The organism is Chitinophaga silvisoli (assembly GCF_003412465.1).
Classification (GTDB): Bacteria; Bacteroidota; Bacteroidia; order Chitinophagales; family Chitinophagaceae; genus Chitinophaga; species Chitinophaga silvisoli.
This window is the reverse complement of record NZ_QTJV01000002.1, coordinates 975,037-988,782: the sequence shown is the minus strand read 5'-3', so window position 1 is coordinate 988,782 and position 13,746 is coordinate 975,037. Positions and strand designations below refer to the sequence as shown.

The window sequence follows — 13,746 nt, the reverse complement described above, 5'->3', positions numbered from 1 at the left end:
GCAATAAAAAAACGCTTTTGCGGGGGGCAAAAGCGTTTTTTTGTGATTATTTAGTGAGGTAAATATTCCTTACTCCTTGTTTTTCATTGGGTTTATCACCTGCTACAATGGTGAGTTCCCCTCCCTTTGTAATCTCATCCTGGGTGATCCAGTTCCGATCCAGCGGCTTTCCATTCAGCAATACCTGTTGTATATACACGTTTTTGTCAGCGAAATTCTTTACCTGCACATGGAATTTCTTTCCACCATTCCACTCCCACTCCACAGATTCAAACAACGGCACATTCAGGTAATACACCGGCTCTCCGATACAGGCAGGGAATATACCGGCTGATACCAATACAAACCAGGAAGACATTGTACCAGCATCATCATCCATCGTTCTCGCATAGGCAGCAGGCTGATTTTTATAGATCACATCTATTTCAGACCCAATGCCCCTGCTATTGTCATTGAAGTAATGCTGAATCATCGTATCTACCGCAATCTTATGTACCAGTGCCTGAGATTTCCATGGCTCTGCCGTCATATTATACTGGAAAGGTGCCTGCAGATCCGGCTGATTGGTATGATTGTAATAATCGTGACCAAAGAATTCATCCAGTTGAGCAATGTATTTAGCTTCGCCTCCACACAATTCAATCAGGCCTTTGATGTCAAAAGGCACAAACCAGCGATACTGCCAGATGGTACCCTGGTATAATCCTCTCGCCTGCATCTGGTCTACATCGCGACGGCTCAGGTCCTGAAAATCTTTGGTCCAGTATTGTTTGTAGTTAGCAGCCCTGTCGCGATAGAGAGTGGCCTTTTGCTGATCCTTCAACGCATTGAAGATCCCCGACAGCGCCCAAAGATCATAGGAAGATTCCAGAGCCTTATCAGGATGTGCAAAATCTAAATTTGCAGCCTCTTTTTCCAGCGAATCGGCGATGGTTTTAAAATCAACTTTATATCCTTTGCGATAAGCATCCAGCAGTACTACTTCCGCATGTTCTGTACGAACAGTGATACTTGGTTCATGCAAGGTAGCCATGTCTTTTTTACCATGTGCATACAGGCCTGCGATGGATGTCATCATATCCTGGTACTCTCCCGGAAATGCAATAGACAACAACGGTAACTGTGCCCGGTAATTATCCCAGATGGCCCAGCCATTGTAAATTTTGCTGCCAGTTTTTTGCAGGGTACCATCCGTCGCAGCATAACTCCCATCCGGCTCTGATACCACATAAGGAGATTGCATAGAACGATAGAATAAAGAATAAAACAGTTTCTCACGGGCTGGATCACCCTTCACTTTGATGTGCCCCAGCATTGCATTCCAGTCCTTATCACTGGCCGCTTTCAGGGTTTCAAAATTACCGTTGTTGATCGCCGCTTTTGCATACGATTCACCTACTGAAGAGAGAGCAACTCTGACATTCAGCAACTTTGTATCGTTGCCTACACGCGCAATCAACTGGTGATTCGCTGTTGAATCCCAGCTTACAGGCTGCCCGGCTTCCAGGTAATAATAAATGCGGTAGATGCCTGCACTACAGGTAGTGCGGGATTCAATCCATCCACTTACCGCATTGCCACTGATAGTATGCTGCTCAGCCACAAAGCGGCCTACATGCGCAAAACCAAGATCGATGAACAGGCCTTTTTTCCCCGCAGGAAACTGGTACTGGTGTAAGCCTGCATTTTTATAAACGGTAAAGGAGGCACCGATTCCATTCTCAAAAGCCACTGCATAATATCCTGGCGAAGCTTTCTCTGTAGCCTTTATCAGGTCCGCTTTGGCAGGACCATCTCCCAGGAAAGGGCGCACCAGCAGGTTACCACCACACCCCTGGCAGCCTACACCTTCCATACGGTTGTGCGTAAATCCCAGAAATTCTTTTGCGAGATACTCATATCCTGTGTGGGTAGATGGATAGGTTTCCGGGCCAATGCTAAGCATGCTAAAGGGATAGGATGCTGCGGGGGACATCTGCCCATGGTCTCCGGATGAGCCAAGGAATACATTCACCTGACTGCTTTGCTGGCCCGCTGCCGCCACAGGCAGGAGGCTCAGGAAATATATGACAAGCCTTTTCATACTAAAAGGCCTAAATATATACCAGAACGCCCACATATACCAGCAAGTACTGTATAAGTGGGCGTCGTAACAAACTTATGTTACCTATTCAGCTGCTACCGGTGCAGGAGCTGCTGTCGTTTTTTTGGTCTTAACAGCTTTCGCTGGTTTAGTTTTCTTTTTGGCGCTTACGGCGTTTTTCTTTGCTTTCCCGATACCTTTACTTAACAACTTAGCAGCCTTCTTGATTCGGCTTTTGAACTTTGTGTCTCCCAGGTCTTTCTTCAGATCAACGAGCAGTAAATCCAACTTTTTCTCTATATCATGGCGGGCATCTTTGCTGGCGGATTTACCAGCTTTGGGCGTTTTGTTACTTGACATAACCTCTTAAATATTTGCTTAATGTGATAACATAAAATTAATGTTAAATTAACATTGGGCAATGTTAAGTTTTTCATGACATCGTCAGGTAAAAATGTAATGGGCATACCCAACAAGTGAATACGCCCAATACTATAGTTTCCGTTTATAATATGTTTATGAATTACCTTCAATCACTTTGTAAATACCATTACTGAACTTACTTCCCTCCTTTGCTTATGATGTTTAAATATTAGTGGAACAATTGTAGACTCAGGTAATTGATATGTTATAACATTTTCGCAAAGATCCGACCAGTAATTGTTAAGAAAAACAAAAACGCTTCTGCCAATTAAACAGAAGCGTTTCATATAAAAAGTTAGACCTGGCTATTAGTTACCGGTACTTTCAAAAAGATCTTTCTTAGGCACCACCTTCACTTTCTTATCATTTCCGAGGTCTTTCGAAATAGCAGAATAAGGTGCTGTCACCACAGCCTCTCCCTGTTTCAGGCCTGATAAGATTTCTATATAGTCATTATCCTGCACCCCGGTAGTTACCTTTACCTGTTTAACCGTTTTATTGGGTTGCAACATGAACACTACTTCGTTGTTATCTTTTGCATCCTCTCCTCTCTCCTTCGTAACAGCATTAATAGGTACAGAAAGTACATGGTTCTTGCGCTGGGTCTGAATATCAACTGAAGCACTCATTCCCGGGCGGAAAGGATAAGGTTTATTACCAGTGATCAGGTCCTTGTAGCTCTCCTGCAGAATGCGGATGTGCACTACATAATTTGTAACCTGGTCTGCGGAAGATGTTGTAGTGGAGGTGCTGGTAGCAGCATTCTTGCTGGAACTGGCTATCTGGGTCACGATACCTTTGAACTTACGGTTATTGTAGGCATCTACCTCTATGATGGCAGTATCATTATATTTTACACGGGGAATATCGTTTTCACCTACATCCACCTGTACTTCCATCGTATTCAGATCTGCAATACGCATGATCTCTGTACCGGTCATCTGGGCAGTACCTACCACACGTTCTCCTTTCTTCATTGGCAGCAGGGATACGATGCCATTCATAGGAGCTACAATAGTGGTTCTGTTCAGGTTTGTATTGGCTTCTGTAAGACCTGCACGGGCGCTGGCCACAGCAAAACGATTACTGTTCACCTGTTCTACAGCAGCATTGTAATCTGCCAGTGCCGAGCGATAGGTACCTTCTGCTGTTTCAAATTCACTGCGGGATACCACCTTCTGGGCAAACAATTCCTTATTACGGTCATAAGCCAGCTTATTCTGATCCAGCTTCGCTTTATAGGCAGCCAGTGCTGCTGAACTGTTGGCCTGCTGTGCCTGTGCCTGGCTGAGGGCGGCATTGGCTTTGTCCCTCATAGAGCCATATACATCCGCATAGATCTTTACCAGTACCTGGCCTTTTCTTACGGAATCTCCTTCTATGACCGGGAGGTCAACAATTTCACCGGATACGTCAGAACTTACTTTTACTTCTGTCTCTGGGTAAACCTTTCCGTTGGCAGACACTACTTCTATAATGTCTTTGTATCCGGCTGCCTCTGTTGCAACCTTAATACCATCAGATTTCTTGCTGGCAACCATTGCCCAGATACAAATAATAAGCAGGAAAACAATGACAAGTACCCAGACTAGTGTCTTTTTTCTTTTTTTCTTCATATGCCGGTGTATTTCAAAAAGGAGCGGGATCCGCCTTGCTACAGCGCTATTTTTTGATCCCTGTAAAACTCCAGAAGCTTCATTTTAAATATATAGTCGTATTGCGCGGAAACCTTATTGATCTGCGCATTGAACAATTTGCTTTGTGTAGTAATATAGTCAATCGTATTCATTAAACCCAGATCAAATCGTTTAGTGGCAAAATCATAGGCCTTCTGGGATGCATCTACCCCTCTGGATGCAGCATAATACTTCTGTAAAGCAGATACAGCATTGGCATGGGCAGTATAAATATCCTGACGCAGCTTCTGATTATCCTTTTCCATCGTCAGCTTCTGGGATTCGATATTCAGCTTTGCCTTCTGGGCATTTGTACGATAAGTCCAGCCATTCAGGATCGGAATATTGAGCGATACACCAAGTGTTTGCTTAAAGTTATTACTGACCTGGTCCTTAAATGGAATAGTAGTAGATTTCGTATTGTATTCGTACACTTTATTAGTTACATTGTAGGTTCCTGTACTTGTAACCACTGTACCAATCGTCTCGTCAGACACATTCTTTATGGAAACTATCTCTGTATTTTTTGCACTGGTCGCAAATCCACTATATGCCTGCCCTGAAACACTCAGCGTGGGATACATCTGCGCCCTATAGGCAGCATAAGATCTCTCACTGGATTTAATCAATAACTGATCCGCCTTTATCAGCGGGTTATTGTTATTCGCCGCGCTGTAAACCATTTCCGGATCTACTTCATCCAGTCTTGGTAAAGGGATCTCTCCAATATTATCCGGGATCTGAGGTACATAAGGCTGGTCAAAACTCAGATTCAGCAGGGCCTTCATTTGCAACGTTGACTGTATAACCTGATTCTGGGCATTTACCAGGGTCACGCTATCCGTAGCCAGCTGTGCTTCCAGGTCCGCCTGGTTACTTTCCGGTACAGACCCCGCTATCACCAGTTTTTTGGTATTAGCCAAATTATCCATGGTAAGCTTAACCTGTACCTCGCTTATATGCACCTGCTCTGTATTCAGCAGAATCTGCAGAAACGCAGTCGCAATATTAAAGGCAACATCGTTTCTGGCTTTTTCTAACAACTTATCTTGTGCCTGATAATTATACTTATTAGAGGCAATGGTGTTCTGCTGGTAGAAGAAATTGAAAATGTTTGCACCTGCAGAAAGTGCACCCGTATAGGACGCATAAGATGTAGTAATGAAAGAGTTCGTAATCGGATCAACATTTCGTCCACTTGCATAACTTCCATTTACAGACCCGTTCAGGGTAGGTATCCGCGCCATCTTGCTCTGGTGCAGCGTCAGCTCAGCCAGTCTTTTCTGAACGGACTGCTGCCTGATATCTATGTTATTCGCAAGGGCATAATCAACGGAACGCTGAAGGCTCCAGGTGTCCTGTGCTTTAGTTGCTACAATGTTAGCAAACAACAAACAAATTGCCAGGATACATCCCGGGTACTTGGATAATTTCATGACATTCCAAAAATATAATAATTGTAATGATAACATAAACATTTTCTTTATAAAAGCCTTAAAAACATTCCCTCCAGTGTACAAAAAACCGGCGTTCAAAGTCCGCAACTGGCAAAACGGCTGTTCTGCTGCACCCAAGAGACTTTAAACGCCGGATTATTAAATTATTAACTCCCAATTATGCGATTTTCCCGTCGCGGATTTGTATAATTCGCTGACCGTAGGTTGCGTTTAACTCGGAGTGTGTAACCTGTATAATGGTGATCTTGTCTCTTTGGTTCAATTGCCTGAACAATTCCATGATCTCCTTTGCCTGGTCAGAATGTAGGTTCCCCGTAGGTTCATCGGCCAGTATCACCCTGGGTTCGGCTACGATAGCGCGGGCTATACCTACCAGTTGCTGCTGTCCGCCGGAGAGCTGATTGGGAAACAGGTCCTTCTTTGCTACAATATTAAACCTGTCAAGTACATCCGCCACACGGCTCTTTCTTTCTGCTGAAGGAATGTTCTTATATAAAAGTGGTGTTTCTATATTTTCATAAACCGTCAATTCATCTATCAGGTGGTAAGCCTGAAACACAAATCCGATAGAGCCACGGTGCAATTGGGTTCGCTTCTTTTCATTCATCTTGTGTACCGGCTCCCCTTCGAATAAGTATTCTCCCTGTGAAGGTTCCTCCAATAGGCCAAGGATATGCAGTAAGGTGGATTTCCCTGAACCGGAAGGCCCCATAATGGATACAAACTCCCCTTCAAATATTGTGAGGTCAATATCTTTCAATATTTCATTTTTGCCAAATCCTACGGGATAATATTTTGAAATGTGCTTTAGCTGTATCATTATTTATGCTGTTTTGATCGATTTTACGGGATTCATGAATGCTGTTCTGATCGTTTGTATACTGATAGTAAAAAATGCTATAATGAGCGCCGCCAGTCCAACCAGGACAAATAACCACCACTGAATCTGGATGCGGTATGCAAAATGCTGTAGCCAGGTGCTCATGATATACCAGGCTATAGGTGTAGCAATCACAATGGCAATGACCACCAGCTTCAGAAATCCTGCTGACAGCAGGGTAACAATGCTGCTTACAGATGCCCCCATTACCTTGCGGATTCCAATCTCCCTGTTGCGCTGCCCTATCACCAGTACAGCTACCGCGAACAGACCCATACAGGAGATAAGGATAGCCAGTATTGCACTACAAACAATAATGGTAGCTAACCTTGCTTCGGCGATGTACATCCGGTTTACATTCTCATTCAGGAATGAACCTCTAAAGTCCCCTTGCGGCACTACTTCCTTCCATGCCTTTTCCACGGTAGCCATAGCACCAGGCAGGTCTGTGGGTTTCACTTTTACAAATACAGCGGCTGCCTGCAATGATGGTGTCAGCTTCAGTGCCAACGGCCCAATACCCTGGCGCAGGGATTTAAAGTTAAAATCTTTTACGATGCCGATGATCTGTATCTGCTGCCCGTCAAATTCGAAATGCTGCCCTATCACATCCTTTCCCCCATCCAGCGAAGCTGCCAGCTTTTGGTTTATGATCACCGTATTTGAGTCTGCTCCATATGACCGGGAGAAATCTCTTCCTGCCACCAGCCTCAGACCCAGGGTCTTTAAATAATCGTATTCCACCGGTACCCATACCGTCTTTGCCTCATGACCATTGAAATCAAAGCCTACTTTCCATGTTGATTCTCCTCCTGCCAGACCAGTCCCCAGATTCATAAACGATGCCGTGCTGGAAATGATATGTGAATTTCCATCCAGCCGCTGTTGCATACGTGCCAATACCCTGCTGGCATCTACATTGCCTGTCACAGGTATGCTGATCACCTGCGCTGTATCAAAACCCATTGGACGGGTACGCAGGTAATTCAGTTGCTGCCATAACACAGCCGTAGAACTGATGAGCAATACCGCCACTACAAATTGAACGATAATGAGCGTGTTTCTCAGTAAACTACTTTTGCCTAAACTCATTTTACCTTTCAGCACTTCTATCAGGTTCGTACGGGCTATCAGCCAGGCAGGATAACCACCTGCCAGTATCGTCACAAAGAAAAATGCTACTATCGTCCAGCTAATCAATTTTACATTCAGTAAAATGGAAAAGTCAAGATGATAACTGAATAAACGGTTGAACGAAGGCAGCATCATTGCTCCCAATACCAGACTGCCTATAAATGCAATGCTGCAAACAATCAGCGCTTCACACCAAAACTGCATAATCAGTTGTGTACGTACAGCTCCCAGTGCCTTTCTTAATCCTATCTCCCCTGCCCGGGTAAAGGACCTGCCCATACTCAGGTTGATAAAATTGATGCTGGCAGTACCTACTATCAACAACGCCATGATCAGCAACATCCAGGGATAAAATGGATTGATGTCTCCACCGGCACCACTTTCTTCTCTAAAATGCATCTCTGCCAGCGGCAAAGTACGCATAGACAACAGCTCTCCATCTGCACCAGGCGTTACACCATTCTCCTTCATGCTGTTCAGCTTATTGGTTCTGTAACGATGCACAACCGCCTTCATTTGCTGCTCCAGCATAGCAGGTGTAGTATGAGGCCGCAGCTGTACAAAAACCTGGTAAGCCTGATTATCCCAGGTATTGGGATCTTCCAGCGCTGCTATTACATTCTGAAAACTACAAAGCACCTCAAAATCAATACTGCTATTACGTGGTACATCTGCCATCACCCCCGCAATAGTGAATGGTTGCAGATGATTATTCATATTGATCTGTACCAGCTTGCCAATGGGTGATTCGCCATGAAATAATTTGTCCGCAGCCTTCCTGGTTATGAGGATCTGACTGGGTTTCTGCAAGGCATTTTTATCTCCTTCCTGCACAGGAAAACTGAACATGGAGAGGAATGATGGATCTACAAAAGTGATATGCAGGTCCAAAGAATTATCTTTGTATGACACCGACTCATAGTCCCAGCCAAAACGACTGCTTGATTGTACCGCAGCACATTCTTTTTCAATAGTAGGACCAAATGGTGCTGCCTGACTACTGTTATGCTGCACACTGCCATCAGCCATACGCTCCGCAGTATAGACCTGTACAACACTGTTTTTATTTGCATGAAACTGATCGTAAGACCATTCAAAATAAGCCGCAATACCTAACAGGAAAGCAACACAGAATGCCACCGTCATGCCTACGATATTGATCGCGGAAAAAACTTTTTGACGCATCAGGTTGCGCCATCCTATTTTTATATAGTTATAGAACATAACCTTGTTATTATTCTGATCTCAATGCTTTAACCGGGTTTAAATTAGCAGCCCTGAAGGATTGAATACTTACTGTAGCAAGTGCAATCAATACAGCCAGCAGTCCTGCTATACCAAACATCCACCATTCAATGTCGATGCGATAGGTATAATGCTGCAACCAGTTGTTCATAATATAGGCTGCTAAAGGCGATGCAATGACTATAGCAATTAACACCGGCTTCAGGAATTCTTTAGACAATAACAACATCACCTGTTGAATACCGGCACCCATTACTTTGCGAATACCTATTTCCTTTTTACGCTGTTCAGCAGCAAATACAGAAAGGCCTAATAAACCAAGACAACTGATAATAATGGCCAGCGAAGCAAAGATGTTGATAGCCCTGCCCAGGAACTTTTCATTATCATATTTCTTTTGATAACTATCGTCGACAAATGTGTAATTGAATGGATAATCAGGATTCATTTCACGATATACTTTCTCCAGCTTATCCATAGATGACTGCACAGAAAGTGCGGGATTGAGTTTAAAAGTCATCAGTCCCCGCCAGTCAGTATTGTAGGTAAAAATCATAGGTCCGATTGGCTTATAGGACATATCTGAGACAAAGTTCTTTAATATCCCGGTGATAATACGTTGCTGACCATTGTAATTAATTACCTGGCCTAATGGGTCTTTCAGGTGCATTTCCTTTACCGCAGCTTCATTCAGCATGATCCCCAGTGAATCGTTTGGAGAGAGAAAGTCCCTGCCCTGCACCACCGGGATACTAAAAGTAGCGGCAAAGTTGGCCGCAGTCGCAATTACACCAAAGGATTTGTTCTCCTCTCCTTCTTCCATTCCCGGCCATTGGAGGCCCCAGGTAGTACTCCCGGAATTTGTAATCTCACCGCTCACGGTAGTTCCATCCACAGCCCCACCAGAAGCAATGACCGCATTCCTGAAAGCTCCGTAGTTTTCGTACAACTTACCTTCCAGCTGGATATCTACCAATCCTTTGGGATCATAACCAATAGGCCTGTGCTGGATAAAATATAGCTGGCGGTAAATGACAATTGTAGTAATGATCAGTACTACTGCCAGGCCAAACTGGAATATCACTAATACCTGCCTGGACAGGAAATTGCCTTTTACCTTAGTAACACCACCCTTCAATACCCGGATAGGGCGGAAAGAAGAAAGATATAAGGCAGGGTAACTACCCGCCAACAAACCGGTTAACAGCAATAAACAAGGTAAACTCACCCAGAAAATCATGGGAGCCGTACTTAACTGCAGAGAACTGGCTGCAAAGGTGTTGAATGCAGGCAGCAGGATCCATAGCAACAACAGGGCTAATGCTGCAGACAATACCACCAGTATCAGCGACTCTCCAAAGAATTGCCAGATAAGTAATCTCCTGTTTGCCCCAATCGCTTTCCGCACCCCTACTTCACGTGCTCTCCGCTCCGCCTGCGCTGTACTCAGGTTCATAAAGTTCACACAGGCAATGAGCAGTATACCCAGAGCCAATATGAGGAAAAGGCGCACTGTCTCGATATTACCGCCAATTATCTTCCCATCTTTGATATTATTATATAGCTTCCAATCCTTTGCTGCATGCAGCATCAGGGTAGTCGTCATTTTAGATCCGCCTTCTTGTTGCAGTACATGCTTCACCTTAAGCTGAACAGCCGTAAGCGACGCTTTAGGGTCCAGCAACACATAGGTATGCAGGCCAAAATTGCCCCAGGTATTTTCTTTAACCCAGCTTTCCTTTGCCTCGTACAATGACCAGCCACAGAGGAAATCGAATTGAATTGAAGAATTAGCAGGAGGATCATTCACTACCGCACTTACTACCAATGGATCCTCTGCATCCAGCTTTACAATCTGACCAATAGGATTTCCATCCCTGAACAATTTATGGGCTGTACTCACTGTCAGCACTATTTCATTTTTCTCATGCAATGGTTTTTGATTCCCATTCATGACAGGAAAGCTAAAAATATCCAGGTATTGTGGATCAACATAGCCACCCTTCAACTTAACCCCCGTTTCTCCTGCCAGCAGCAGGTGGTCAAAAAAATAGCTGGACCGGGCAGTAGTTTTAATTCCAGGTACCGTTCTTTCCAGCGCAGCCGCCAGGGGCGCTGGTGTAGTCCATACACCGGCATCGGCTGTCACTACCTGGTAAATGTTATCTGTATTGGCATGAAACTTATCAAAACTAAATTGGAAGAGTACATACAGTATAAGCATAAAACTTATCGCCATACCTATTGCCAACCCACCAATATTGATCGCAGAAAATAACTTATTACGCCATAGGTTGCGCAACGCGATCCTGATGTAACTCTTAATCATAACAACCGATTTAAAATTTGGTTAGTAAAAAGGAAGGGCTGGTTAAAACCGGCCCAGGTTTCATTTTGAACTTGTCATTTTAAAACGTAACGACTTACATATCTTTATTCTGTTCTTAATGATTTTACAGGGTTCGTCAGCGCAGCCTTTACCGACTGGAAACTAATGGTGACCAATGCAATGATCATGGCCATAATACCCGCAGTTAAAAACATCCACCACTCTACATTGATGCGATAGGCAAAGTCCTGCAGCCATTTGTTCATCAGGTACCAGGATACAGGAACAGCTATCATCAGGGATACCATTACCAGCTGCATAAAATCCTGTGAAAGCAACCTTGTAATATTTGTCGTGGATGCACCCAGTACTTTGCGGATCCCAATTTCCTTGGTGCGCTGTCTGGCTATCAGAATACTGAGACCGAACAATCCCATACAGGCAATTAAAATAGCGAGCATAGAGAATGTACCAAACAGTGATGCCAGGCGATCCTGGTTGACATACTGGTGAGCCAGATCGTCCGATACAAATGAATAGGTAAAAGGATAATCAGTGACATATTTTTTCCATACAGTCTCTACATCTGCCACCTGCTTCGTGAGATCTCCACCTTTTGCCAAACGGATACTCATCACGCTAAAACCGTCGTTGCGAACGATATAAATAGCTGGTGAAACAGGTACAGTCAAGGTCGAGTAATTGAAGTCTTTTGCTACCCCAATAATTTCGCCTTTTCGCTCAGTAAATCCAGGTAGCCATTTGATACGCTGACCAATAGGATCATGAAGATTCATGGCTTTCACCATCGCTTCGTTCACAATAAAAGCATTATTACTGTCTGTCGAAAAACCAGGAGAAAAATCACGGCCTTTCGTCAATTTAATATCCAGTGTCTTCAACAGGTCAAAGTCACCCATGATCACGCTGGTTACTATAGATTTATCTTCACTGTCGCCTTCCTTTACCACCGGGTTCACAGACCCTACATACCGGCCCATAGCAGTGTTGGACACCGTTACATGCAGAACCCCTGGCTGTCTTAACAGGTCTTCTTTGATCACTTTATAATTCTTTTCCGCACTACCGGAAGTAATATTTACATTCACCAGTCTATCCTTATCAAACCCCAGGTATTTATTCTGCCAGAAACGCAACTGGCTATATACCACAATCGTAGCTACAATAAGAATAATCGCAATTGAAAACTGCGCAATTACCAGGGTCTTCCTGATCCATACCCGGGAGCCGGATGTTTTAAATCCGCCTTTCAGCACTGCCACCGGTAGCAAACCGGAAAGGTACAGTGCGGGATAACTGCCGGACAATAACCCTACAATGACAGACATCCCGAAAAGATATCCCAGGAAAGGAATATTGCCCAGGGTAAAGAGCCCGAATTCCTTGCCGGTAATTTTATCAAACCAGGGCATGAATAATAAAGCAAGAAAGATAGCCAGTACAAATGAGAGCGAGGTTAATAACACCGCTTCTGATACAAATTGGATAATCAGCTGCCGGCGCTCGCTGCCCATTACCTTTCTTACCCCTACTTCAATAGCCCTTTCATTGGCCCTTGCCGTAACAAGGTTCATGAAGTTGAAGCAGGCGATCAATATGATGAAGATGGCAATAGCAATATAGATATAGAGTAAATGGGTATTATCCTGCTTGTTCTTATCACCATATGGATGCAAATGTATATTGGCCAATGGTTGCAGATCCAATCCAAATACTTCGCCCAGCGAACTGGCAATACGTTTGATATGCCTGTCTACAAACCCCTGTAGCTGAGATTCCATCTTATGCAGACTTACGCCCTCAGGCAATTGTATATATGTAGTGTTATCATTAAAGTTATACCATTGCTCCATAGAACCACCACCTTTCTTTATCAGCTGTTCTACCGTAGCATAAGATAACAGGATTTCTTTTCCAACATCCGTATTCAAAGGCAAATCTTTTACTACAGCAGTAACCCTGCAATCAAACTGATTATCTACCTTCAATATCTTGCCGATTGGGTCATCATTACCGAAATACTTCTTTGCAATTTTTTCAGTAATTACCATTGTATAGGGTTCCTGTAAGGCGGTTTGGGCATTCCCTTTTACTAACGGGAAATTAAACATGGAGAAAAAACCGGCATCTGCATATGCTAAAGGATCTACATACTGCTTATCCTGGTAAGTATACAAGGCTGTACCAGCATTCATGACCCTTACCGACTCTTTTATATCGCTTATTTCATTTTTCAGATAAGGCCCTACAGGCCACTGGGTATTGCTGCCATAATTGGTTTCTCCGGCTTTAGTGAAACTATTTGTAACACGGTATATATTCCTGCCATTGGGGTGAAAATTATCAAACCCATATTCGTTTCTCACGAACAGTACAATCAACATACAACATGCCATCCCAATTGCCAGTCCCAGTATGTTAATCACAGTGATAATCTGTTGCCGCCTCAGGTGGCGGAGGGCAACTCTGAAATAATGCTTCAGCATGTTTATTGTAGT

At 43.9% G+C, this 13,746-nt stretch carries 8 protein-coding genes; all 8 read right to left on the bottom strand.

All coding sequences use genetic code 11. The annotated features are described in order from the left end of the window. Positions 1–46: 46 nt before the first annotated feature. Entirely contained in the window at positions 47–2,083 is a 2,037-nt protein-coding gene (locus tag DXN04_RS10315; protein WP_116853239.1) for a glycoside hydrolase domain-containing protein, read from the bottom strand. Positions 2,084–2,167: 84 nt separating this feature from the next. Further along, entirely contained in the window at positions 2,168–2,443 is a 276-nt protein-coding gene (locus DXN04_RS10310; protein ID WP_116853238.1) for a hypothetical protein, read from the bottom strand. Positions 2,444–2,814: 371 nt separating this feature from the next. Next, positions 2,815–4,122 carry an efflux RND transporter periplasmic adaptor subunit gene (locus DXN04_RS10305; protein ID WP_116853237.1) on the bottom strand — a complete coding sequence of 436 codons (1,308 nt, stop codon included), beginning with the start codon at positions 4,120–4,122 and terminating at the stop codon, positions 2,815–2,817. A gap of 38 nt (positions 4,123–4,160) precedes the next feature. After that, complete coding sequence (locus tag DXN04_RS10300; RefSeq protein WP_158568950.1) at positions 4,161–5,618, bottom strand: TolC family protein; 1,458 nt, start codon at positions 5,616–5,618, stop codon at positions 4,161–4,163. A 178-nt stretch (positions 5,619–5,796) separates the two neighbouring features. After that, positions 5,797–6,459, bottom strand: coding sequence for an ABC transporter ATP-binding protein (locus DXN04_RS10295; RefSeq protein ID WP_116853235.1), 663 nt, complete (start codon positions 6,457–6,459; stop codon positions 5,797–5,799). A gap of 3 nt (positions 6,460–6,462) precedes the next feature. Beyond that, entirely contained in the window at positions 6,463–8,877 is a 2,415-nt protein-coding gene (locus tag DXN04_RS10290) for an ABC transporter permease (RefSeq protein ID WP_116853234.1), read from the bottom strand. Between the two features lie 10 nt (positions 8,878–8,887). Further along, complete coding sequence (locus DXN04_RS10285; RefSeq protein ID WP_116853233.1) at positions 8,888–11,227, bottom strand: ABC transporter permease; 2,340 nt, start codon at positions 11,225–11,227, stop codon at positions 8,888–8,890. A gap of 104 nt (positions 11,228–11,331) precedes the next feature. Further along, on the bottom strand, positions 11,332–13,734 hold the full coding sequence (locus DXN04_RS10280; RefSeq protein ID WP_116853232.1) for an ABC transporter permease: 2,403 nt from the start codon (positions 13,732–13,734) through the stop codon (positions 11,332–11,334). Positions 13,735–13,746: the final 12 nt, after the last annotated feature.

What these genes read in the sequence shown, in the direction of transcription:
- DXN04_RS10305 (WP_116853237.1), bottom strand. Translation starts at nt 4,122, where the DNA reads ATGAAGAAAAAAAGAAAAAAGACACTAGTCTGGGTACTTGTCATTGTT.
- DXN04_RS10295 (WP_116853235.1), bottom strand. Translation starts at nt 6,459, where the DNA reads ATGATACAGCTAAAGCACATTTCAAAATATTATCCCGTAGGATTTGGC.
- DXN04_RS10280 (WP_116853232.1), bottom strand. Translation starts at nt 13,734, where the DNA reads ATGCTGAAGCATTATTTCAGAGTTGCCCTCCGCCACCTGAGGCGGCAA.
- DXN04_RS10290 (WP_116853234.1), bottom strand. Translation starts at nt 8,877, where the DNA reads ATGTTCTATAACTATATAAAAATAGGATGGCGCAACCTGATGCGTCAA.
- DXN04_RS10315 (WP_116853239.1), bottom strand. Translation starts at nt 2,083, where the DNA reads ATGAAAAGGCTTGTCATATATTTCCTGAGCCTCCTGCCTGTGGCGGCA.
- DXN04_RS10310 (WP_116853238.1), bottom strand. Translation starts at nt 2,443, where the DNA reads ATGTCAAGTAACAAAACGCCCAAAGCTGGTAAATCCGCCAGCAAAGAT.
- DXN04_RS10285 (WP_116853233.1), bottom strand. Translation starts at nt 11,227, where the DNA reads ATGATTAAGAGTTACATCAGGATCGCGTTGCGCAACCTATGGCGTAAT.
- DXN04_RS10300 (WP_158568950.1), bottom strand. Translation starts at nt 5,618, where the DNA reads ATGAAATTATCCAAGTACCCGGGATGTATCCTGGCAATTTGTTTGTTG.